19 protein-coding genes are annotated in these 21,966 nt (G+C 67.5%); 15 read left to right on the top strand and 4 right to left on the bottom strand.

The window, feature by feature from the left end; genetic code table 11:
• Positions 1-74: 74 nt before the first annotated feature.
• The gene (fusA, locus tag VFE83_RS06415) at positions 75-2,117 is read right to left on the bottom strand and encodes an elongation factor G (RefSeq protein WP_324904238.1); all 2,043 of its coding nucleotides are present in this window, start codon (positions 2,115-2,117) and stop codon (positions 75-77) included.
• Positions 2,118-2,410: 293 nt separating this feature from the next.
• Between fusA and VFE83_RS06410 the strand changes: the two genes are divergently transcribed.
• From VFE83_RS06410 to VFE83_RS06400, 3 genes are all read left to right on the top strand, one after another.
• Positions 2,411-2,848: an OsmC family protein gene (locus VFE83_RS06410; protein WP_324904236.1), complete on the top strand. Its 438-nt coding sequence runs from the start codon at positions 2,411-2,413 to the stop codon at positions 2,846-2,848.
• Between the two features lie 14 nt (positions 2,849-2,862).
• Entirely contained in the window at positions 2,863-3,540 is a 678-nt protein-coding gene (locus VFE83_RS06405) for an alpha/beta hydrolase (RefSeq protein ID WP_324904234.1), read from the top strand.
• A 101-nt stretch (positions 3,541-3,641) separates the two neighbouring features.
• The gene (locus VFE83_RS06400; RefSeq protein WP_324904232.1) at positions 3,642-4,262 is read left to right on the top strand and encodes a glycine zipper 2TM domain-containing protein; all 621 of its coding nucleotides are present in this window, start codon (positions 3,642-3,644) and stop codon (positions 4,260-4,262) included.
• A 23-nt stretch (positions 4,263-4,285) separates the two neighbouring features.
• Here VFE83_RS06400 and VFE83_RS06395 read toward each other — a convergent pair whose 3' ends face one another.
• On the bottom strand, positions 4,286-5,167 hold the full coding sequence (locus tag VFE83_RS06395) for a PhzF family phenazine biosynthesis protein (protein ID WP_324904230.1): 882 nt from the start codon (positions 5,165-5,167) through the stop codon (positions 4,286-4,288).
• Between the two features lie 188 nt (positions 5,168-5,355).
• On the opposite strand from VFE83_RS06395, the gene VFE83_RS06390 reads away from it, so the two are divergent.
• From VFE83_RS06390 to VFE83_RS06375, 4 genes are all read left to right on the top strand, one after another.
• Positions 5,356-7,932 (top strand): bifunctional aspartate kinase/diaminopimelate decarboxylase, encoded by a 2,577-nt coding sequence (locus VFE83_RS06390; RefSeq protein ID WP_324904228.1) that lies wholly within the window; start codon positions 5,356-5,358, stop codon positions 7,930-7,932.
• A gap of 68 nt (positions 7,933-8,000) precedes the next feature.
• On the top strand, positions 8,001-9,362 hold the full coding sequence (gene murL / locus VFE83_RS06385; protein ID WP_324904226.1) for a UDP-N-acetyl-alpha-D-muramoyl-L-alanyl-L-glutamate epimerase: 1,362 nt from the start codon (positions 8,001-8,003) through the stop codon (positions 9,360-9,362).
• Complete coding sequence (gene murD / locus VFE83_RS06380) at positions 9,343-10,761, top strand: UDP-N-acetylmuramoyl-L-alanine--D-glutamate ligase (protein ID WP_324904224.1); 1,419 nt, start codon at positions 9,343-9,345, stop codon at positions 10,759-10,761. The genes murL and murD overlap by 20 nt, the downstream gene beginning before the upstream one ends.
• Positions 10,762-10,834: 73 nt before the next feature.
• Complete coding sequence (locus tag VFE83_RS06375; RefSeq protein ID WP_324904223.1) at positions 10,835-11,620, top strand: dienelactone hydrolase family protein; 786 nt, start codon at positions 10,835-10,837, stop codon at positions 11,618-11,620.
• 36 nt (positions 11,621-11,656) lie between these two features.
• Here VFE83_RS06375 and VFE83_RS06370 read toward each other — a convergent pair whose 3' ends face one another.
• Positions 11,657-12,670, bottom strand: a complete 1,014-nt coding sequence (locus tag VFE83_RS06370; RefSeq protein ID WP_324904221.1) for a polyprenyl synthetase family protein — start codon at positions 12,668-12,670, stop codon at positions 11,657-11,659.
• A gap of 143 nt (positions 12,671-12,813) precedes the next feature.
• Here VFE83_RS06370 and VFE83_RS06365 point away from each other — a divergent pair, with 143 nt between their 5' ends.
• From VFE83_RS06365 to VFE83_RS06330, 8 genes are all read left to right on the top strand, one after another.
• Positions 12,814-13,158: a hypothetical protein gene (locus VFE83_RS06365; protein WP_324904219.1), complete on the top strand. Its 345-nt coding sequence runs from the start codon at positions 12,814-12,816 to the stop codon at positions 13,156-13,158.
• Complete coding sequence (locus tag VFE83_RS06360) at positions 13,155-13,436, top strand: DUF5076 domain-containing protein (protein WP_324904217.1); 282 nt, start codon at positions 13,155-13,157, stop codon at positions 13,434-13,436. Before VFE83_RS06365 ends, VFE83_RS06360 begins: the two co-directional genes overlap by 4 nt.
• Before the next feature lie 148 nt (positions 13,437-13,584).
• Entirely contained in the window at positions 13,585-14,085 is a 501-nt protein-coding gene (gene ssb, locus VFE83_RS06355) for a single-stranded DNA-binding protein (protein ID WP_324904215.1), read from the top strand.
• 38 nt (positions 14,086-14,123) lie between these two features.
• Positions 14,124-15,179 carry a dTDP-glucose 4,6-dehydratase gene (rfbB, locus tag VFE83_RS06350; protein ID WP_324904213.1) on the top strand — a complete coding sequence of 352 codons (1,056 nt, stop codon included), beginning with the start codon at positions 14,124-14,126 and terminating at the stop codon, positions 15,177-15,179.
• Positions 15,180-15,199: 20 nt separating this feature from the next.
• The gene (gene rfbA / locus VFE83_RS06345) at positions 15,200-16,084 is read left to right on the top strand and encodes a glucose-1-phosphate thymidylyltransferase RfbA (RefSeq protein WP_324904211.1); all 885 of its coding nucleotides are present in this window, start codon (positions 15,200-15,202) and stop codon (positions 16,082-16,084) included.
• Positions 16,081-16,638, top strand: a complete 558-nt coding sequence (gene rfbC, locus VFE83_RS06340) for a dTDP-4-dehydrorhamnose 3,5-epimerase (protein WP_324904209.1) — start codon at positions 16,081-16,083, stop codon at positions 16,636-16,638. Before rfbA ends, rfbC begins: the two co-directional genes overlap by 4 nt.
• The gene (rfbD, locus tag VFE83_RS06335; protein WP_324904207.1) at positions 16,635-17,531 is read left to right on the top strand and encodes a dTDP-4-dehydrorhamnose reductase; all 897 of its coding nucleotides are present in this window, start codon (positions 16,635-16,637) and stop codon (positions 17,529-17,531) included. The genes rfbC and rfbD overlap by 4 nt, the downstream gene beginning before the upstream one ends.
• Before the next feature lie 84 nt (positions 17,532-17,615).
• Positions 17,616-19,598, top strand: a complete 1,983-nt coding sequence (locus tag VFE83_RS06330) for a S9 family peptidase (protein ID WP_324904205.1) — start codon at positions 17,616-17,618, stop codon at positions 19,596-19,598.
• 74 nt (positions 19,599-19,672) lie between these two features.
• Here the strand turns inward: VFE83_RS06330 and VFE83_RS06325 are convergent, their stop codons facing one another.
• Positions 19,673-21,442 carry an oligopeptide:H+ symporter gene (locus tag VFE83_RS06325; protein WP_324904203.1) on the bottom strand — a complete coding sequence of 590 codons (1,770 nt, stop codon included), beginning with the start codon at positions 21,440-21,442 and terminating at the stop codon, positions 19,673-19,675.
• Positions 21,443-21,966 lie beyond the last annotated feature (524 nt).

Raw genomic sequence — 21,966 nt, 5'->3', positions numbered from 1 at the left:
CGCTCCCTTTTGCCTGGGAGCAGCTTGCGCAGGCCCGCGTGAAGCCGGCGCAATTCCGCGCCGGCGCCTTTTGCTCAGTCCTCTTCGGGCCTGGGCTTGTAGGCCTCGACCAGCTTCTGCTGCACGTTGGAGGGAACCGGCTCGTAGTGGCTGAAGTCCAGCGAGTACCGACCGCGCCCTGCGGTCACCGATTTCAGCTCGGCCGCGTAGCCTTCCAGCTCGGACAGCGGTACCTGCGCCCGCACGACGATCTCGCTGCCGCGCACGCTGTCGGTGCCGCTGATGCGCGCGCGCTTGGAGGCCAGGCCGCCGCTCACATCGCCCATGTGCTGTTCGGGCGCACTTACTTCCAGCTCGACGATGGGCTCCAGCACCTGTGGCCGCGCCCGGCTGATGGCATCTAGGAACGCCTTCTTGCCGGCCGCGACGAACGCGACCTCCTTGCTGTCCACCGGGTGGTGCTTGCCGTCGTACACGACCACGCGCACGTCCTGGATTGGGTAGCCCGCCACCGCGCCGCTGCGCAGGACCTGGCGCACGCCTTTCTCCACCGCCGGCATGAACTGCCCGGGAATGGTGCCGCCCTTCACCTCGTCGACGAACTCGAACCCGCCGCCGCGCGGCAACGGTTCGATGCGCAGGAACACCTCGCCGAACTGGCCCGCGCCGCCGGTCTGCTTCTTGTGGCGATGATGGCCTTCGGCCTTGCCGCTCACCGTCTCGCGATAGGCGATGCGCGGCGGACGCGAGGTCACTTCCACGCCGTAGCGTTCCTTCAGGCGTTCCAGGTTGAGGCGCAGATGCAGGTCGGACAGGCCGCGGATCACGGTCTCGTTGGTTTCCACCTCGTGTTCGACGACGAAGCACGGGTCTTCCTCGGCCAGCTTGTGCAGCGCCGTGGCCAGCTTCTGCTCCTGGCCCTTGCTGGCGGCTTCCACCGCCAGGCCGAACATCGGCTTGGGGAAGTCCAGTGGCGCCAGGTGGATCTGGTCCTCGTCATGGCTGTCATGCAGCACCGCGTCGAAGTGCAATTCCTCGACCTTGGCTACCGCGGCGATGTCGCCGGGAATCGCCTGCTCCACCTCGATGTGCTCCTTGCCCTTGAGCTTGAACAGGTGGCCCACCTTGAACGGCTTCTTGCCGTCGTCGATGAACAGCTGCGTGTCCTTCTTCACCGTCCCTTGGTACACGCGGAAGATGCCGAGCTTGCCGACAAAGGGGTCGTTGACGATCTTGAAGACGTCCGCCACCACGTGCGCTTTCGCATCGGGCACGGCTTCGATGCGCTGCTTCTCCGGCCCCTTCTCGAACGGCGGCGCATTGGCCTCGGCCGGATTGGGGAACCAGCGCTCGGCCACGTCGAGCAGTTCCTTTATCCCGACGCCGCTGCGTGCGGAGCAGAACAGCACTGGCACCAGGTGGCCTTCGCGCAGGCACTGCTCGAACGCGTCGTGGAGCTCCTCGCCGGACAGTCCATCCTCGCCCACGTCGAGGTAATGCTCCATCACGGTCTCGTTGATCTCGACGATCTGGTCGATGATCTTCTGGTGCCAGTCGGCGACCGGGCCCAGGTCGCTGTCGCCATCGGGCGAGGCCAGGCAGTCGACGACACGTGCACCGCCATCGGCCGGCAGGTTGAGCGGCAGGCACTCGGGGCCGAATGCCTCGCGCAGGTCGGCCAGCACGCCGTCGGGCGATGCGCCGGCGTGGTCGATCTTGTTGATCACGATGGCGCGGCACAAGTTGCGGCCGCGCGCGTACTCCATCATCCGGCGCGTGCCATATTCCACGCCGCTATCGGCATCGACCACGACCACCACGGTCTCCACCGCACCCAGCGCGGAGAGCGCCGGCCCGCGGAAATCGGGATAGCCGGGTGTGTCGATCAGGTTGACGTGGATGCCGGCGTGGTCGATGGACGCGATGGCGGCATCGAGCGAATGGCCGCGCTGCTTCTCCATCGGATCGAAGTCGGACACGGTGTTGCCGCGTTCGATGGTGCCTGCCGTCTGGATTGCGCCGCCGGCCTGCAGCAGGGCTTCGAACAACGTGGTTTTGCCGGCGCCGGGGTGGCCTGCCAGGGCCACGTTGCGGATCTGGGCTGTGCTGTACGACATGAGGCCGTTTCTCCCGGGAGAGGGTCGAAGAGGCCGTCATGGCTGTCCGCGCTTCGGCGCCGGAGCGTTGGGCGCTCGGCGGGCGGTCATGGCGGGTACCGGCTGGCGCCGGGAGCGCAAGCCTCGCGCAAGGGGGGAGGGTGGTCAAGCCGCGGCGCGTGAAAGCCGGCATTCCCGCGAGTTTTTCGTCGTGAAGACGAACGGTCCGCCGCAGGGCAAAGGCACGAATCCACATGCCCACCTAACACCGGCCGCGCTAGTCTGGCCGCCCTTCACATCGACGGAGTGGCGACATGGCCTTCAAGCGTTTCGCCGAAGCGGTCTGGCAGGGCGACCTGCAGGCCGGCAAGGGCAGCATGAGTACCCCGCAGAGCGGACTGTTCGCCGACCAGAACTACTCCTTCAAGACCCGCTTCGGCGACGAGAAGGGCACCAACCCGGAAGAACTGCTCGCCGCCGCGCACGCGGGCTGCTTTTCGATGGCCCTGTCGGCCGTGATGGGCAAGGCAGGCGTCACGCCCGAGCGGATCCAGACGCGGGCGGAGGTGACGATGGAACCGGGCATGGACCCGGGCCCGACCATCACCGGCGTGCACCTGATCGTCAGCGCCAAGGTGCCCGGCACGGACGAGGCGCAGTTCAAGCAGTTTGCCGAGACGGCCAAGGCCGGCTGCGTGATCTCGCGCGCGCTGTCCGTTCCCGTGACGTTGGCGGCAACGCTTCAGGGCTGAGCGGCTTGCCGTCCATGAGCATCGCGTCGGCCGTGCTGGTGCACGGCGCCGGTGGCGGCGGCTGGGAGTGGAACGTGTGGCGCGGGGTGTTCCGGGCGCACGGCATCGACGTGTTCGCACCGGACCTGGAGCCCGTGCAAGAAGGTCTGGCCGCCACCACGTTCGGGCATTACGCGGGGCAGGTACGGTCGGCCGTCACGGCGATGCCGCGCCCTCGTGCGCTCATCGGTGCCAGCCTCGGCGGTCTGCTCGCGCTGGCATGCGCCGACGAGGCCGACGCCCTCGTGCTGGTGAATCCCCTGCCGCCCGCGCCGTGGTCCGTCGACCTGCCAGCACGAAGCTGGGACGACGTCGTTCCATGGCGGCGTAATGCGCGGCTGCCGTCCACGCGCCGTTCCTTGCCGGATTCCGACGATGCGACGGCGCTGTTCGCGTTCCGGCACTGGCGGGACGAGTCCGGCCGCGTCCTACGTGGAGCCCACGCCGGCGTGGCGCTGTCCTCGCCGACCTGCCGGACGCTCTGCATCGTGTCGGCCGACGACGAAGACGTGCCTGCGGATGTTGCGACCCGCATGGCGGAGGCGTGGGGACTCGAGTCCTGGCGCGTGCCGGGTAGCCACGTCGGCCCCCTGCTGGGCCGGGATGCGTCCGACATCGCAACGCGCGCGGCCGGCTGGCTGTCGCGGGGGTGAATGTCGTCCGCGCAGGCGGTTGATGAACGGCAGGATTCAGCAGCCATTGCCAGCGCCGGACGGACGATGCCGGCACGCCACTCCGGCGCGGGAGTACTTCCATGAATCGTCTGCTCGCCGTTCCCGTTGCGGTGGCACTGGCCGTATCCGCGGGCACTGCCTCCGCGCAGTCGTATCCGCGCTACGGCGCCACCAGCAGCAGCGACTACGCGCGCGTCGTCCGCGTGGACCCGGTATTCGATTCGTATTCGACCGGCGGCGGCCAGCGTTGCTACGAGCGCCCGACCTACGTCGGCGACGACGGCTACTACCGTCGTGACGATGGCTATTACGGCTCCGGCGAATACGGCCGCAGCAGCGGCGGCACGGAAGGTGGCCGGACCATGGCGACGATCGTGGGCGGCATCGTCGGCGCCGCGGTCGGCAGCCAGATCGGCGGAGGCAGTGCGCGCTACGCGACATCCGCCGTCGGCTCGATGGTCGGCGGCATGGCGGGCCGCCAGATCTACGAGCAGAGCCGACGCGAGCGCGTGGGCTCGGTGCGCGTCTGCGATCCGGTGTACGAGGGAGACGGCTATTACTCCAGCGACCGCTACCCCGGCGACCGCGCCGTCAACGCGTATGACGTGACGTACGAATACGCCGGCCGCACCTACACCACGCGCACCAACTACCACCCGGGCGACCGCATCCGCGTCCGCGTGGACGTCCGGCCGGAGTAACGATTCCGCTGCGGCCCGTCGATTCAGGGCCAGTCGATCGTGCCGCGCACCACGTTGCACACGCGGCCGCCCGACCAGACCTCGCCGTCGGCATCCACGCGCAGCTGCAGGCGCGCGTCGAAGCCGACTTCGCGACCCTGGCTGACCGTGTAGCGGCCGTCGCGGCCGGGCAGGGCGTGGTTGTGGTGCAGCCACGCCGCCAGCGTGGCGTTGGCGGCGCCCGATGCGGCGTCTTCGAAGCGGGCCGGGGCGCCGACAAAGGCGCGGACCACCAGGTCGTAATCCTGCCCGGCATCGGCGCGCGCGAACGCGCACAGCCCCATGGTTTCGGTCGCTTCGGCCAGGTGCGCGAAGGCGTCCCAGTCCGGTTCCGCTTCACGCAGGGCGGCTTCGCTCGCCACCTCGGCCAGCCACCAGCGGCGTCCACCGTCCATCAGCGCCGGCGGCAGGGCCCCGGGTTCCAGCGTCCGCAGCGCGTCTGCCAGCCTCGCGTCGCCGGTTTCGGCCACCTCGACCACCCGCGCGCGTGGCGTGCGCACCGCGATCGTCCGGGTGGCGCCTTCGCCATGGATCGCCAGCGGCAGGGTGCCTGCAAGTCCTTCCTGCAGCAGCACGCCGTCGCGCGGCTCCGCCAGGCCGGCCTCCAGCACCACATGCGCCGTGCCGACGCTGGGATGACCGGCGAAGGGTACCTCCCGGCGCGGGCTGAACATGCGGATCCGGTAGCTGGCGCCCGCGTTTTCCGGCGGAAACACGAAGGTCGTTTCCGGCAGGCGCGTCCAACGGGCGATGGCCTGCATGCGGGCGTCGTCCAGCCCCTGCGCATCGAGCACCACGGCCAGCGGGTTGCCGGCTCCGGGCCGGTCGGCGAACACATCCAGTTGCAGGTAGCGGCGAGGCGTCATTCGGCGGGGGTCCGAGGGGATTATTCGACTAGAATTGCGCTCTTTGTGGACGCATTCCGGCGTCGCGAGGCGCAAGCGGGCCATTCTAAGGTTCCGTGCGGGCTCCTTGCCCATACGGTTGCAGTCGTAACGACCGATCCATCCCTCATCACACCATCACCGAAGATCATCACGAGAGGACAGTTGCGGTGGCGCAAGCGAATCGCTGGGTAGTACTCAAGTTCGGCGGCACATCCGTGTCTCGCCGCAACCGTTGGGACACCATCGGACGCCTCGCCGGAAAACGCATGGCCGACGACGGCGTGCGTGTACTCGTGGTGGTATCGGCGCTGTCAGGCGTCACCAACGAACTGCAGGCGATCGCGAACGGCGACGACGTCGACGCGCGCATCGCCGCGCTGGTCGAACGGCACCGTTCGTTCTGCGGCGAACTCGGCCTCGATGCCGACCAGGTGCTGGTCGAACGCCTGGCCGCGCTGCAGGCGCTGGCGTGCGATGCGCGCGCATCGTCGCGTCCGCTCGACTGGCAGGCCGAAGTGCTGGCCCAGGGCGAACTGCTGTCGTCGACGCTGGGCGCGGCCTACCTGCGCAGCCAGGGGCACGACTTCGGCTGGTGCGACGCGCGCGACTGGCTGGATGCGGTCTCGCTGCCCAACGCCAGTGCGTGGTCGCAGCGGCTCTCGGTGAACTGCAGGCTGGACGGCGACACGTTCGTCGAACGCTTTTCCGCGCAGCCCGCGCCGATGCTGATCACGCAGGGTTTCATCGCGCGCCATGGCGACGGCGGGACGGCGATCCTGGGCCGCGGTGGTTCGGATACGTCGGCTGCGTACTTCGGCGCATTGCTGAAGGCGCAACGCGTAGAGATCTGGACGGACGTGCCCGGCATGTTCAGCGCCAATCCGCGCGACGTGCCCGAGGCGCGCCTGCTCACCCGCCTGCATTACGCCGAAGCGCAGGAAATCGCCACCACCGGTGCGAAGGTGCTGCATCCGCGTTCGATCGCGCCATGCCGCGACGCCGGCGTGCCGATGGCGATCCTCGACACCGAGCGCTCCGACCTGCCGGGCACCAGCATCGACGCCACGGCTGCGACCGTGCCGGGTGTGAAGGCCATCAGCCGTCGCAACGGCATCGTGCTGGTGTCGATGGAAAGCATCGGTATGTGGCAGCAGGTGGGCTTCCTGGCCGACGTGTTCGAGCGCTTCAAGCGCCACGGCCTGTCGATCGACCTGATCGGCTCGTCGGAAACCAACGTCACCGTGTCGCTGGACCCCAGCGAGAACCTGGTCACCACCAACGTGCTGGAGGCGCTGAGCGCCGACCTGGCCGAAGTGTGCCGGGTGAAGGTCATCGCCCCGTGCGCGGCGATCACGCTGGTCGGTCGCGGCATGCGTTCGCTGCTGCATCGCCTCAGCGACATCTGGGCGACGTTCGGCCGCGAACGCGTGCACCTGATCTCGCAATCGTCCAACGACCTCAACCTGACCTTCGTGATCGACGAGGCGGACGCCGACGGCCTGCTGCCGCACCTGCACGCGGAGCTGATCCGCTCGCGCGCCATGCCGGTGCGCGATGCGACTGTGTTCGGCCCGAGCTGGCGCGAGATCGCGCACGGCGCACCGCAGCGTGCGCCGGCATGGTGGCGCGCACGTCGAAACGACCTGCTCGCGCTGGCTGCACAGGGCACGCCGCGTTACGTCTACGACCTGGCAACGGTACGCGAGCGCGCGCGTTCGCTCAGCGGCACGACGGCCGTGGACCGTTGCTTCTACGCGATCAAGGCCAATTCGCATCCGGAAATCCTGCGGACGCTGGCGGGCGAGGGCTTCGGCCTGGAGTGCGTGTCGCAGGGCGAGTTCGAGCACGTGTTCGCCACGGTGCCGGACCTCGCGCCGGGACGCGTGCTGTTCACGCCCAGCTTCGCCCCGCGACGCGAGTACGAGGCGGCGTTCGCGCGCGGGGTCATCGTCACGCTGGACAACATCGAGGCGCTGCAGCGCTGGCCGGAAGTCTTCCGCGGCCGCACGCTATGGCTGCGCATCGACCTGGGCCGCGGCGATGGCCATCACGAGAAGGTGCGTACCGGTGGCGTCGCGGCGAAGTTCGGCCTGCCGATGACGCGATTCGACGCGTTCGTGGAAGAGGCGCGCAAGCTCGATATCCGCATCAGCGGCCTCCACGCGCACCTGGGCAGCGGCATCGAGGATCCGCGTCACTGGCGCGGCGTGTACGCGCAATTGGCCGGATTGGCCGACAACATCGGCACCATCGAGACCATCGACATCGGTGGCGGCCTGCCGATCCCGTACACGCCCGAGGCGCCCGAGTTCGACCTCACGCTGTGGCGCTCGGGGCTGGAGGAGATCAAGTCCGCCTATCCGCGTTATGGCCTGGTGATCGAGCCTGGTCGCTACCTGGTCGCGGAAAGCGGTGCACTGCTGCTGTCGGTGACACAGACCGTCGAGAAGGACAGCATGCGCCGCATCGGCTGCGACGCAGGCATGAACGCGCTGATGCGCCCGGCCATGTACGAGGCCTACCACGGCATCTTCAACCTGACGCGCCTGGGCGACGGCGAGACCGCGACCTTCGACGTGGTCGGTCCGATCTGCGAAAGCAGTGACGTCATCGGCCGCGGACGCACGCTGCCGGCGGACACGACCGAAGGCGATGTGGTGCTGGTGGCTGATGCGGGCGCCTACGGCATGGCGATGGCCAATACGTACAACCTGCGCGCGCTACCGGTCGAGGACGTGCTGTAAACGGCTTTGGGCGTCCAAGCGGACAATCCATCACGGCGGGCTCCGGCCCGCCTCATGCGAAACATGAAATGAGCGACTGGAAATTCAAACGCGACCAGATCCGGACCTTCCGTTTCGTACGGTGCGGTTTCGATGCGGCCACGGGCGTGGCGGAGCTGGCATACGCCTTCGACGACGGCCCGGAACTGGTGGAGACCATCACCGTGCCCGGCGCGCCGTTCGTGCTGGATGGCGAACGCGGGCAGGCGGCGCAACGCGCGCTGCAACTGCTGCACCTGATCGCGGGCGTCAGCTATTACAAGGCCGCCGTTCCGGAAGATATCCGCATCGACTCGTACGCGATCGATGCGGAGACCGCGGCGCTGATGGAGCTGCTCTACGTCAACGGACTGGGCGAGTTCGCCTATCGCAACGGGCTGAACCTGCACGGCCGGATCAGGTTCCCGGTCGGGCAGGCGCAGCGCGACGCGGCGCCGTCGCTGGGCCTGCGCCACCATGCGCTGGTGGCCATCGGTGGCGGCAAGGATTCGCTGGTCAGCATCGAGGCGCTGCGCGCGCTGGGCATCGACCAGACCGTCACCTGGATCGGCGGTTCGCAGCTGATCCGCGCCTGCGCCGAGCGCACGGGTCTGCCAACGCTCAATCTCGGCCGCGCACTCGCGCCGCAACTGTTCGACTACAACCGCGAAGGCGCGTGGAACGGGCATATCCCCGTCACCGTGCTGAACTCGGCGATCATGGTGTTCGCCGCCGTACTGCTGGGCGTGGACCAGGTCGTGTTCTCCAACGAGCGCTCGGCGAGCTATGGCTCGATCATCCCGGGCGCGGGCGAGGTCAACCACCAGTGGTCCAAGGGCTGGGCCTGCGAGCAGGCGTTCGGCGAGTACGTGCAGCGCGAGGTCGCCGCCGACCTGCACTACTACTCGCTGTTGCGTCCGTTGAGCGAACTGGCGGTGGCGCGGCAGTTCGCCCGCACCGATCGCTACGACGCGCATTTCTCCAGCTGCAACCGCAATTTCCACATCCTCGGCGAACGTCCGGCCAGCCGCTGGTGCGGCGTGTGCCCGAAGTGCCACTTCGTGTTCCTGGCGCTGGCGCCGTTCATGCCCAAGCCGCGCCTGATGGGCATCTTCGGCCGCAACCTGCTCGACGATCCGGCGCAGACAGCCGGCTTCGATGCGCTGCTGGAATTCCAGGACCACAAACCGTTCGAATGCGTCGGCGAAGGGCGCGAATCGCGTGCCGCGATGGCCGCGCTGGCCGATCGCCCCGAATGGCGCGAGGACGCGCTGGTCGAACGCTTCGCGCGCGAGATCCGCCCGCAGCTGATCGCAGACGAACTGCGCATCGAGCCTCTGCTGCAGATCGACGACGAACATCGCATCCCGGCCGCACTGTGGGAACGCCTGCGTGCGCATTTCGCAGCTTGAGGGACACAAGGTTGCGCTGTGGGGCTGGGGCCGCGAAGGCCGGGCCGCCTACGGTGCGATCAGGTCGCGGCTGCCCGCGCTGCCGCTGACGCTGTTCTGTTCCACCGATGAGGCTCGCGAAGCCTCATCGTTCGGCGACCCGCTGCTTGCCGTCGAACTCGAGGCGACTGGCGAACGGCTCGCCGCGTTCGACGTAGTGGTGAAGTCGCCGGGCATCAGCCCGTACAAGCCCGAAGCGCAGGTCGCCGCCGCGCGTGGCACGCGTTTCGTCGGCGGCACGGCACTGTGGTTCGGCGAACACGCGGACACCGTCGGCGTGGTGCCGAACGCGATCTGTGTGACAGGCACCAAGGGCAAGAGCACGACCACGGCCCTGCTTGCGCACCTGCTGCGCGCCGGCGGACATGTAACTGGCCTGGCCGGCAATATCGGATTGCCCTTGCTGGAAGTGCTGGAACCGTCGCCTGCACCGGAGTTCTGGGCGATCGAGCTGTCGAGCTACCAGACCGGCGACGTTGCGGCGAGCGGTGTGCGGCCGCAGGTCGCGGTCGCGCTCAACCTCTTTCCCGAACATCTGGACTGGCACGGTTCGCACGAGCAGTACATAGAAGACAAGCTGCGGCTGCTGACGCAGGCGCGGCCGCGCATCGCGGTGCTCAACGCGGCCGACGGTCGCCTCGCATCGGTAGGCGCGGAGCTGATTGCCAAGGGCGAGAGCGAGGTGCGCTGGTTCGGCGACGCCGCGGGATGGCACCTGCGCGGCGACGATCTGCATCGCGGCGACACGTTCGTGATGGACACGCGGCCGTTGCCGCTTCCGGGTCGGCACAACCGCGGCAACCTGTGCGCGGTGCTCACCGCGATCGAGGCGCTGGGGCTGGATGCAGCTTCGCTGGCACCGCATGCGGCATCGTTCCGGCCGCTGCCGCACCGCCTGCAGACGCTGGGCGCGCGTGACAGCATCACCTACGTCAACGACTCCATCAGCACGACCCCACACGCCAGCCTGGCCGCGCTCGACTGCTTCGCGGGCCGTCGCGTCGCACTGCTGGTCGGTGGGCACGACCGCGGCCTGCCATGGGAAGACTTCGCCGAAGCCATGCGTGTGCATGCGCCCGCCGCGGTGATCACCATGGGGCAGAACGGGCCGCGCATCCATGCATTGCTGGCGCCGGTCGCTGCACAGGGTTCCTTCCATCTCGCACAAGCCACCGACCTTGCGGATGCGATGCGGCAGGCACGTGAAGCACTTGGGGGCGAGGGGGTCGTGCTCCTGTCGCCGGGGGCACCCAGCTTCGGCACGTATCGCGACTACGTTGCCCGTGGCCGGCATTTCGCGGAACTGGCGGGCTTCGACCCGGAGATGATCAGTACGATACCGGGCCTCGGGATCGCGTAGTTCACGCCCTGCCGACAGGCCCGGCGTAGGCTGCGCGGCCAACGCTGGTCACGATGCCTGGGGGAGAACCGTGATGAAACGCCTGCTGCTTTCCGCAATGCTGTCCGTGTGCGCGCTGCCGGCCACCGCCGCGATGGTGGACAAGCCGGTCGACTGGACCATCGGCAACGACCGCTTCACCGGCGTGCTGGTCTACGACGACACCAACGCCATCAAGCGCCCGGGCCTGGTGATGGTTCCCAACTGGCAGGGCATCAATCCCTCCGCCATCGAGAAGGCCAAGCGCATTGCCGGCGACGACTACGTCGTGCTGATCGCCGATGTCTACGGCAGCAAGATCCGCCCGAGGAACGACGAGGAAGCGGGCAAGGTCGCCGAGCCGCTGCGCGGCAACCGGCCGCTGCTGCGCGCGCGTATCGAGAAGGCCGTCGCGGTGTTGAAGGAGCAGGCCGGCAAGGCACCCCTGGAGGGCTCGAAGATTGGCGCTTTCGGGTTCTGCTTCGGCGGCACCACGGCGCTGGAACTGGTCCGCGGCGGCAGCGAACTGGCCGGTGTGGTCAGCTTCCATGGCGGCCTCGCGACGCCGCTGCCTGCGAAGGACGACGCGGCGCGTACGCCGGTGCTGGTGCTCAACGGTGCCGACGACCGGGGCATCAGCGACGAGGACATCGCCGCATTCGAAAAGGAAATGGATGCCGCCGGAGCAGACTGGCAGTTCGTCAACTTCAGTGGTGCCGTGCATTGCTTCGCCGAGGCAGACGCCAACAACCCGCCGGGTTGCGTCTACAACGAACGTGCGGCCAAACGCGCCTACGAGATGATGTCGGACTTCTTCCGCGAGCGATTCGCCGCGAAGTGAGTGGCGCTGGCCGGGCCTATCGGCGCCTGGCAGGCATCAGTGGTCGCGGCTGACTGCGTATCGCGCCAGGCCGCGCAGCGCCAGCGTGTAGTCGTTCTCTTCCAAACCATCGAGTGCCTGTTCGGCGACCTGCGCGTATTCCTGCGCGCGACGGCGGCTGTAATCGAGCCCGCCGCTGGCGTGGATCGCGGCCAGTACGTCGGGCAGGGCAGTGGTATCGCCGGTTTCCACGGCGCTGCGCAGCCGTGAACGGGTGGTTTCGTCACTGTGCGAGATCGCGTGGATCAGCGGCAGCGTGGCCTTGCCCTCGGCCAGGTCGTCGCCCAGGTTCTTCCCCAGAGTCGCCGCGTCCGATGCGTAGTCGAGCACGTCGTCGGCGATCTGGAATGCATAGCCGAGGTTCAGGCCGTAATCGTGCAGCGCGTCGCAGGTGCGCTCGTCCGCATCGGCCAGCAGCGCGCCCAACTGCGTCGCGGCGGCGAACAGGACCGCGGTCTTGCGCTCGATCACGCGCAGGTATGCGGCCTCGTCCGTATCCGGGTTGCGCACGTGCAGCAACTGCAGCACCTCGCCTTCGGCGATGCGGTTGGTGGTGTCGGCCAGGATCTGCATGACCTGCATGCGCTCCAGTTCGACCATCAGCTGGAAGCTGCGTGAATACAGGAAATCGCCGACCAGCACGCTGGCGGCGTTGCCCCACACCGCGTTGGCGGTCTTGCGGCCGCGGCGCAGGTCCGATTCGTCCACCACGTCGTCGTGCAGCAAGGTCGCGGTGTGGATGAACTCCACCACGGCCGCGAGCTGGTGCGCGTCTTCGCCGATCCCCGCGCCGTTGCGACCACCGAGGGCGCCGGTGGCCAACAGCAGCAGCATCGGCCGCAGCCGCTTGCCGCCGGCCCCGACGATGTATTCGGCCACCTGGTTGATCAGCACCACGTCCGATGCGAGACGACGGCGGATCAGCGCGTCGACCGCCGCCATGTCCCGCCGCGCCAGGTCCTGGATGGCGGCCAGGTCGGGTACGGCCAGGGTCGTCGGACTGGATTGCATGGGAACACGCCGTCGGAGGGGCTCTGGATTATACGGGCGGCCGCAAGCCGGCCACTGCGCGAAGCGTTTCGGACAGTTCCGATGTACACCCCACCGGTGCGTCAACAGGCTGGCGATCCATCCAGCGAACGACGGAAAGTTGCATGCGCACGCGCAAGGCCGGTGCAGAAGGATCGACACCTCCCATCGCCATCCCGGCATGGCCGGGACGCCGGCATGTCCACCTCATCGAGTCCAGGCTACGAGCGCTGGACGGCATCCACCGCGCCGCCGTGCTCCGTGCCGTGGCGCGTGCACTCGACGCGCACCTCGCCGTCATCGCCGGCCCTCATGCCGGATGCGAACGGGTGGCCGCCGCACTGGACGATCTGCTGAAGGAACTTGGCGCGGTCCGGCCGACGGCAGCAGAAGCTGTAGCGGTGCCGGCATTGTCATCGGCACGCAAGGCGACATCTCTTGGGTCGCGCGGTCGGAGGGAGCCGCGGTGACGCCGATCGAGGAACTCGAGATTCCGCAGGCTGCGCATGCCGACCCGGCGGCGTTCGAAATCCTCCGCCTATGGGCCGTCGACCGGAGCCTGCACATGAGCCTGCGCCCCGAACTGCGCGGCGATCCAGCGGAGTTCGGCGCCTTGCTCGCCGACCTGTTCAGCTACGCCTGCGATGCCTACGCCGCCACGGCGCCCCGCGCCCAGGTCAAGGCGGACATGCTGCTGGCCTTGAACCGGCGCCTGGGCCAGAGCATCGAGAGCGGCATCGCCGCCTGAGCGGGGCGACTTGGGCAGCAACCCTTGGCCGGCGCCGTCCGGCGCAAGCCGGCTGCTATGATTCGGCGTCCCACGCGTTTTTCCAGCGCCGCCGTGGCTGGCGCATTCCACACACATTGCATTCCTAAGAGAGGGGCAGGCACAACCCATGGCACGCGGCATCAACAAGGTGATCCTGGTCGGCAATCTTGGCGACGATCCCGAAACCAAGTACACCCAGGGCGGCATGGCCGTGACCAAGGCCCGGCTTGCCACCACCAGCGTGCGCAAGGACCGCGACGGCAACCAGCAGGAGCGCACCGAGTGGCACCGGGTGACCTTCTTCGGCAAGCTCGGCGAGATCGCCGGCGAGTACCTGCGCAAGGGCAGCCAGGTGTACGTCGAGGGGTCGATCCGCTACGACAAGTACACCGGCCAGGACGGCGTGGAGCGCTACTCCACCGACATCATCGCCGACGAAATGCAGATGCTCGGCGGCCGTCCGGGCGGTGAAGGCGGTGGTCGCGGCGAGTACCGCGGCGGCGGTGATCGCGCCGAGCGTCCTTCGCGTCCGCCGATGCGCCAGGAGTCGGCTGCGCGACGCGAGGCCCCGCCTGCCAAGTCGAGCAGCTTCGCCGACGATTTCGCGGACGACGATATTCCGTTCTGAGCGGCCTTGCGCTGCCTTAATACACCTGGAGTTTTCTAGTGCCCACCTGGCTAGTCACCGGCGGAGCCGGTTTCATTGGCGGCAATTTCGTGCTCGATGCGGTCCGCCGCGGAATCAAGGTCGTCAATCTCGACGCGCTGACCTACGCGGGCAATCTGGACACACTGCAACCCCTCCAGGGCGACGCGAACCACGTCTTCGTCAAGGGTGACATCGGTGATGCCGCCCTCGTCGAGACCTTGCTGCGTGAACATCGGCCCGATGCGGTGATCAACTTCGCCGCGGAAAGTCACGTGGACCGCTCGATCGACGGCCCCGCGGCCTTCGTCCACACGAACGTCGTAGGCACGCTGAACCTGCTGGAAAGGACCCGCGACTACTGGAAATCGCTCGATGCGGCCGGCCGGGAAGCATTCCGGTTCCTGCACGTGTCCACGGACGAGGTGTACGGCACGCTCGGAGAAACCGGCAAGTTCACCGAACAGACGCCCTATGCTCCCAATTCGCCGTACTCGGCGTCGAAGGCGGCTTCCGACCATCTGGTTCGCGCCTTCCACCATACCTACGGCTTTCCGGTCCTCACGACCAACTGTTCGAACAACTACGGGCCGTACCAGTTCCCCGAGAAGCTGATCCCGCTGATCATTGCCAAGGCACTGGCTGGAGAGTCTCTGCCGGTCTATGGCGACGGGCGCAACGTCCGCGACTGGCTGTACGTGGGCGACCACTGTGCCGCGATCCGTCGCGTGCTCGAAGCAGGACGCGTCGGTGAAACGTACAACGTCGGCGGAGACGCCGAGCGCGAGAACATCGTCGTGGTCAGGACCATCTGCCGCCTGCTCGACGAGCGTCGTCCGCTGGCGGATGGTCGTGCGCGCGAATCGCTGATCACCTTCGTTGCGGATCGCCCGGGTCACGACCGTCGCTATGCAATCGACGCCTCGAAACTGCAGAGCGAACTCGGCTGGTCGCCATCGCTGACCTTCGAGGAAGGCATCGCGCAGACGATCGACTGGTATCTGGCCAACCAGCCGTGGGTACAACGCGTGCTGGATGGCAGCTATCGCCTCGAGCGCATCGGCCAGGCCGCTTGACCTCTTCGCCAAGGACGACCATGAACCGCAAGGGCATCATCCTCGCCGGCGGATCCGGCACCCGCCTGTACCCGATCACGCAGGGCGTCAGCAAGCAACTGCTGCCGGTCTACGACAAGCCGATGATCTACTACCCGCTCAGCGTGCTGATGCTGGCGGGCATTCGTGAAGTGCTGATCATCAACACGCCTCACGAGCAGGCATTGTTCCGTGCCCTGTTGGGCGATGGCTCGAAGTGGGGCATGCAGATCGAGTACGCGGTGCAGCCCAGCCCCGATGGGCTCGCGCAGGCCTACCTGATCGGTCGCGACTTCGTCGGCGGCCAACCCAGCTGCCTGGTGCTGGGCGACAACATCTTCCACGGGCCGGGTCTCACAGCGATGCTCAAGCGCGCGGCCTCGCGCGATCATGGGGCAACCGTGTTCGGTTACTGGGTACGCGATCCGGAGCGCTATGGCGTTGCGGAATTCGACGACAAGGGCAGAGTGATCGGCCTGGAAGAGAAGCCGGCCGTGCCGCGCTCCAATTACGCGGTGACCGGCCTGTACTTCTACGACGGTCGTGCCAGCGATTTCGCCGCCGAACTCAAGCCGTCCGAGCGTGGCGAACTGGAAATCACCGACCTCAATCGTCGATACCTCGACGAAGGCTCGCTGCACCTCGAGCAACTCGGCCGCGGCTATGCCTGGCTGGACACGGGTACGCATCAATCGCTGCTGGAGGCGTCGAACTACATCGCGACGATTGAAACACGGCAAGGCTTGCGCGTTTGCTGCCCCGAAGAAATCGCATGGGGCCAGGGATGGATCGACAGCGCACACCTGCTGGGACTCGCCCGTCCGCTCGCCAAGAACGGCTACGGAGAGTACCTGCGGGGTCTTGTCGAGCGGGGGCGCCTGCCGTGAAAGTGATCGAGACGGGCCTGCCCGGATGTCTCATCCTCGAGCCTCGTGTCTTCGCTGACGATCGTGGTTTCTTCTTTGAAGCGTTCAACGACGATCGGCTGTCCGCACTCGGCTCCGTCCCGGTGTTCAGGCAGGGCAACGTCTCCCTCTCGAAACATCGCGTGCTTCGGGGTCTGCACTACCAGTGGCCCAAGCCCCAAGGCAAGCTCGTCTCCGTCCTCGATGGTGAAGTCTGGGACGTGGCGGTGGACATCCGCCGTGGTTCGCCGACATTCGGTCGGTGGACTGCAGCGATCCTGAGCTCGGAAAACAAGCGCCAACTCTGGATCCCGGAAGGCTTCGCCCACGGGTTCGTGACCCTGAGCGAACGTTCGATATTCAGTTACCTGTGCACCGCCACCTATGACGCCGCGGCCGACGCCGGCATCCGCTGGAACGATGCACAGCTGGCGATCGACTGGCCGATCAGCGATGTTGCGCTGTCGGACAAGGACGCGCGGGCGCCGTTCCTCGACGAGGTCCCGGAAGAGCGGCTGCCGGTCTACGTTCCATGAGGCTGCTGGTCGTCGGTGCCAACGGGCAGGTCGGACATGCGCTGCTGCGCAGCCTGGAGCCGGTGGGTGAAGTCATCGCTACGACGCGCAGCGGGTTGCTGGATGACGGCTCCGTCTGCGAGCGCCTGGACCTGACGGAGCTCGACACCATCGCGCAGCTGGTCCAGCGCGTGCAGCCCGACATCGTGATCAATGCCGCGGCCTACACCGCGGTGGATCGTGCGGAAGACGACGTCGAGGCAGCGTTTCGCGCCAACGCCGAGGCTCCGGGGCGACTCGCCGACACCTGTGCAGCGCTCCGCATTCCGCTGGTGCATTACTCCACGGACTACGTATTTGACGGTCGGGGAACGCGCCCCTATCGCGAAACCGATCCGACCGATCCGCTGGGCGTTTACGGCCGCAGCAAGCTCGTGGGCGAAGAGGCCATCGCCGCCAGCGGCGCGCGGCATCTGATCCTGCGCACGGCCTGGGTGTACGGGCTGCACGGGCACAACTTCCTTCGCACCATGCTGCGGGTCGGCACCGAGCGCGACGAGCTGCGCGTGGTCGCCGACCAGCGCGGTTGTCCGACTCCTGCCTGGCTGATCGCGGACGTGACCGCGTCGATCATCACGCAGGGCATCGTGGAGTCTGGCGTCCGCCATCTGGTGGCGGACGGCGAAACGACCTGGCATGGCTTTGCCGAAGCGATCTTCGAAGAAGGTCTCGCGGCTGGCCTCATTGCACGTGCACCGCGCGTTACGCCGATCGCCACGCACGAATACCCCACGCGCGCCGCGCGTCCGACGTATTCGGTGCTCGATACAACCCGCCTGCGAGCCGAATACTGCGTCGAACTCCCCGCTTGGCGCAACGCGCTGCGCCGCACGCTGCAGCCGAACCAGCCCTGATACGCGGCGCAGCTTCGGATAAGCTGCGCCTGGTCGACCGGCGACGCCGCTCGACCACCGTCGCATCACCAGGGGAAAACAGGGATGAAGTTCACCGCTCGGGCCACGCTGCTGGCCCTGGCGCTCGTTGCCGCGCCGGCCGTTGCCGGCGATGTCGACGTCAGCGCCTATGTAAAGGTCGATCGTTTCGACGACCTGAAGATCTCGCCCAACGGCGATTACCTGGCCGCCACCGTTCGCATCGACAACCGCGCCAACCTGCTGGTCATGCGCAGGTCCGATAACACGATCACGGCCAACCTCACCGGCGGTCCCAACACGCTGGTCTGGGACTTCTGGTGGGTCAACCCGGAGCGCGTGCTGGCGACGCTGGCCGAGAAGGTCGGCGCGCTGGACCAGCCGCGGCTGCTCGGCGAGCTCTACGGCACCAACGCCAATGGCAGCAAGCGCGAGATGCTGGTCGGCCAGCGTGTGACCGAAGGGCTGGGCAGCAACATCAAGACCAAGAAGGCCGAGCGGATCTGGGCCGATCTGGTCGACACCCTGCCGGCTGACGACAAGAACGTGGTGATCGCGGTGGGTGCATTCAGTGCCGACCCGTTCACCCGCGCCGAGCGGATGGACGTGTACAACGGCCGGCGCGCCACCGTGGCACGCGCACCGCTACGCAACGCCGGCTTCGCGACCGACAACCAGGGCGTGGTGCGCTTCGCCTTCGGGTCAGGTACCGATCTGCGCCAGAAGCTCTACTACCGCACGGGCGACGGCGTCGAGTGGCAGTTGATCAACGACGAGAGCGTCACCCGTCGCAGCGAGTTGCCGATCGGCTTCTCGGCCGACGACAGGATCGCGTATCTCCAGGTCGGACAGGACCGCGGGCCCGACGCGATTGTTGCGTTCGACGTCGCCAGTGGCACGCGCACCCAGGTGCTGCGCGACGAGGCGGCCGATCCCGCGCGGATCATCTATCGCAACGGCACTTCGATCCCGGTCGGCGCGTTCTTCGAGGCCGGGATTCCGCGTACGGCGTTCTTCGATGCGACCTCGCTGGAGGCCCGCACCTACCGCAGCCTGGAGGCCGCATTCGGCGGTCCCGTACGCATCACGTCGCAGACCGCCGATGGCCGTGAAGCACTGGTCGAGGTGTGGAGCGACCGCAACCCCGGCGACTTCTATCTGTTCGATACACAGTCGAAAAAGGCGCAGCACGTGCTGAGCCGCCGCGACTGGTTCGATCCGGAGCAACTGTCGCCAACGAAGCCGATCAAGCTGACCGCGCGCGACGGGTTGCCATTGCACGGTTATCTGACCACGCCGAAGGGCTCGGACGGCCGCAAGTTGCCGATGGTGGTCATGCCGCACGGCGGACCCTATGGCGTTCGCGACCAGTGGGCTTTCGATCCCGAGGTGCAGATGCTCGCCGATGCGGGTTATGCGGTGCTGCAGGTCAACTATCGCGGGTCGGGCGGCTACGGCGAGGCGTTCGTCGCCGCCGGCAAGCGCGAGTGGGGCGGCACGATGCAGGACGACGTCACCGATGCGACGCGCTGGGCGGTGCAGCAGGGCGCCGCCGATCCGGCACGCATCTGCATCTACGGCGCCAGCTACGGCGGCTACGCGGCATTGATGGGGGCAGCCAAGGAACCGGACCTGTACAAGTGCGCCGCCGGCTACGTGGGCGTGTACGACCTGCCGATGATGCACACCACCGGCGACATCCAGGAGCGCGGTTCGGGCGAGACCTACCTGCGCGAGTGGCTGGGGCCGAAGGACAAGCTCGACGCGGTATCGCCCACGCGAATGGCCAACCGCATCAAGGTGCCGGTGTTCCTGGCCGCCGGTGGCGAGGACGAGCGCGCGCCGATCCAGCACACGCGGATGATGGAGCACGCGCTGCGCGAAGCGGGCGTCCCGGTCGAAACGCTGTACTACGACACCGAGGGCCACGGCTTCTACAAGCCGGAGCGACGCCAGGAATTTTATTCGCGCCTGCTCGCGTTCCTGTCGCGCAGCCTGGGCGGATCGGTGGCGAAGAGCGGTGGCGGCGGCGACAAGACGGCGAAGTAATAGCCACGTTCGAGCAGAAGAAAACGGCGCCCGCAACGGCGCCGTTTTTCTTTGCTGCATGAAAGGTGAGTGCCTCACTTCACCCCATGCATCATCCGCCGCAGCATCGGAGCCATCGCGAAGGCGAGTACGGCCCAACCTACGCCGATCCACGTCATCAGCCAGAACAGGTGGGCGTAGGTGCCGCCAGCCGCGGCGAAATCGAGGGCGGCCCCTTCGGGCACCTCCAGCGCGGCGAGCTTGCCGAACAATGCCGCCAGCGTTTCCGAGAAGGCGGTGGCGAGGAACCAGGTTCCCATCATCAGGCTGACGACGTGCTTCACGCTGAGCTGCGTCACTGCGGCAAGACCTACGGGCGCCAGGCACATCTCGCCGATTTCCAGCACGAGGTACGCAAGCACCAGCCACCACACGCTTGCCATCGTGCCGGTTACACCGGCCTGTTCGGCGGCCCAGGCCAGCGGCACGAAGCTCAGGCCGGCGAAGAGCAGGCCCAGCGACGATTTCACCGGCTTCGATGGATCCATCCCGCGCCGGTCCAGCGCGTCCCACAGCCGCGCGAACAGCGGCGCCAGCAATACCAGGAACAACGCGCCCAGGTATGTCAGCGAGCCGGCGGTCTGCGGCAGCACGACGCAATCGCGCAGCAGGAACACCAGCATCACCAGCACCGCGCCGGCGAACAGCACCTTCGGCATGGGCGAGTCGGGACGGCGATCGGACAGGCGCGCCGCTGCGACGAACGCCAGCGGCGCCAGCAGCAGCGAGACCGTCGACCACGGCCACGGCGTGCCTTCGCGGATCACCAGCGAAGGGAACACGTCCTTCGTCAGCATGCGGTCGGTGAAGGTCACCCACGAGCCATAGGTCTGCTCGTACAACGTGAAGAACACCAGCGCCATGAAGATCAGCGCCATCAGCGCGATCATCTGCTGGCGTTGCACGCGCGTGCAGCGCGCGGTGACGAACCACGCGAACCATCCCAGCACTGCCAGCATCACCAGGATCATCAGCAGCAGCGCGAGCGAGATTTCGCCGCCCAGCGCGAAGCGGCCGTTGGCCACTGCCCACATCAGCGAGGCGATGGGTGCCAGCGCCAGCAGCGCACCGACGTAGATCGCCCATTCTCGCGGCAAGCCGAACACGCGTTCGCGCAGGCGGGCGGGATCCGGTGGTTCTGCATGCCCGTGCAGGTACTTCTGTCCCCACAGGAACTGCGCCAGACCCAGCAGCATGCCGATTCCGGCGGCGCCGAAGCCCCAGCGCCAGCCCAGCGTCTCGCCGAGGTAGCCGCATACCAGCGAGGCGAACAGGGCGCCCAGGTTGATGCCGGCGTAGAAGAGCGAGAAGCCCGAGTCGCGGCGGGGATCGTTGTCGGGGTACAGGCGGCCGACGATGGTCGAGATGTTCGGCTTCAGGAATCCCACGCCCAGGATGATCAGCGCCAGCGACAGGTAGAACACGCGTAGCGCACTCTCATCGCGCACCACCGTGCCGCCCTGCACGGAGGCGGCGTGGCCTTCCACCGCCATGCCCAGATGCCCCGCGACCAGCAGCAGGCCACCGAACACCACCGCCTTGCGCATGCCGAGGAAGCGGTCGGCAAGCAGCCCGCCGACCACCGGCAGGCAATACACCAGGCCGCCGTACGCGCCCAGCACGTCCAGCCCGGAGCGGTCGCCGAAACGGTGGTGCTGCAGGAGGTAAAGCAGCAGGAGCGCCTTCATTCCGTAGAAGGAAAAGCGCTCCCACATCTCCGTGAAGAAGCAGACGTAGACGCCCTTGGGGTGTCCGAAGAGTTCATCGCGCGGATCGCGCGCGATGGACGGGTGTGCAGTGGCCACGTCGGGCTCCGCGGAGGGACGCGCGAGTATAGGAGCCCGGCCCGCACGCGCGGCGAGGGACGCAACCGGAGTGCCGCACGATCCGCGGCGCGAACCGACGGCGAAGTGCAGGCGACGCTGCAGGACGCGCGACCATCTGCCGGCCCCGTCCCGGGATCGGCGGATCAGGCGCATGCGCAGGCGGAGATTTGCCGGACTTCCGCGCCGGGTGCACGCCGGCACGTCGAATCCCGCGCGTGCCGCGTCCGATCCGGCCTGCCGCCGTTCGAGGGCTTTGCCTGCGCGTGCGGCAAAAAAGCCTGGAGCGCGAGTGTTTTTGCCTGGCGCATGAGGCAAAAAGCCTGGCCCACGAGTGTTTTTGCCTGGCGCGTGAGTCCGCGAGCCTGGCGTCCCAGTCTTTCTGCGTGGCGCGCGAGGCAAAAAGCCTGGCGCACGAGTCTTTTTGCCTGGCGCGCCAGGCATGCGAGCCTGGCGTTCCAGTCTTTTCGCGTGGCGTGTCAGGCAAAAAGCCTGATGGCCCACTC

The organism is Lysobacter sp. (assembly GCF_035655815.1).
In the GTDB taxonomy this organism is placed as follows: Bacteria; Pseudomonadota; Gammaproteobacteria; order Xanthomonadales; family Xanthomonadaceae; genus Lysobacter_J.
The sequence above is the reverse complement of the archived record's forward strand: the minus strand, read 5'-3'. Positions and strand labels throughout refer to the sequence as shown.

Excerpts from the sequence above, each read along its gene's own strand:
- fusA (WP_324904238.1), bottom strand. The coding sequence starts at position 2,117 with ATGTCGTACAGCACAGCCCAGATCCGCAACGTGGCCCTGGCAGGCCAC.
- VFE83_RS06410 (WP_324904236.1), top strand. The coding sequence starts at position 2,411 with ATGGCCTTCAAGCGTTTCGCCGAAGCGGTCTGGCAGGGCGACCTGCAG.
- VFE83_RS06405 (WP_324904234.1), top strand. The coding sequence starts at position 2,863 with ATGAGCATCGCGTCGGCCGTGCTGGTGCACGGCGCCGGTGGCGGCGGC.
- VFE83_RS06400 (WP_324904232.1), top strand. The coding sequence starts at position 3,642 with ATGAATCGTCTGCTCGCCGTTCCCGTTGCGGTGGCACTGGCCGTATCC.
- VFE83_RS06395 (WP_324904230.1), bottom strand. The coding sequence starts at position 5,167 with ATGACGCCTCGCCGCTACCTGCAACTGGATGTGTTCGCCGACCGGCCC.
- murL (WP_324904226.1), top strand. The coding sequence starts at position 8,001 with ATGAGCGACTGGAAATTCAAACGCGACCAGATCCGGACCTTCCGTTTC.
- VFE83_RS06375 (WP_324904223.1), top strand. The coding sequence starts at position 10,835 with ATGAAACGCCTGCTGCTTTCCGCAATGCTGTCCGTGTGCGCGCTGCCG.
- VFE83_RS06370 (WP_324904221.1), bottom strand. The coding sequence starts at position 12,670 with ATGCAATCCAGTCCGACGACCCTGGCCGTACCCGACCTGGCCGCCATC.
- VFE83_RS06365 (WP_324904219.1), top strand. The coding sequence starts at position 12,814 with ATGCGCACGCGCAAGGCCGGTGCAGAAGGATCGACACCTCCCATCGCC.
- ssb (WP_324904215.1), top strand. The coding sequence starts at position 13,585 with ATGGCACGCGGCATCAACAAGGTGATCCTGGTCGGCAATCTTGGCGAC.
- rfbA (WP_324904211.1), top strand. The coding sequence starts at position 15,200 with ATGAACCGCAAGGGCATCATCCTCGCCGGCGGATCCGGCACCCGCCTG.
- rfbD (WP_324904207.1), top strand. The coding sequence starts at position 16,635 with ATGAGGCTGCTGGTCGTCGGTGCCAACGGGCAGGTCGGACATGCGCTG.
- VFE83_RS06330 (WP_324904205.1), top strand. The coding sequence starts at position 17,616 with ATGAAGTTCACCGCTCGGGCCACGCTGCTGGCCCTGGCGCTCGTTGCC.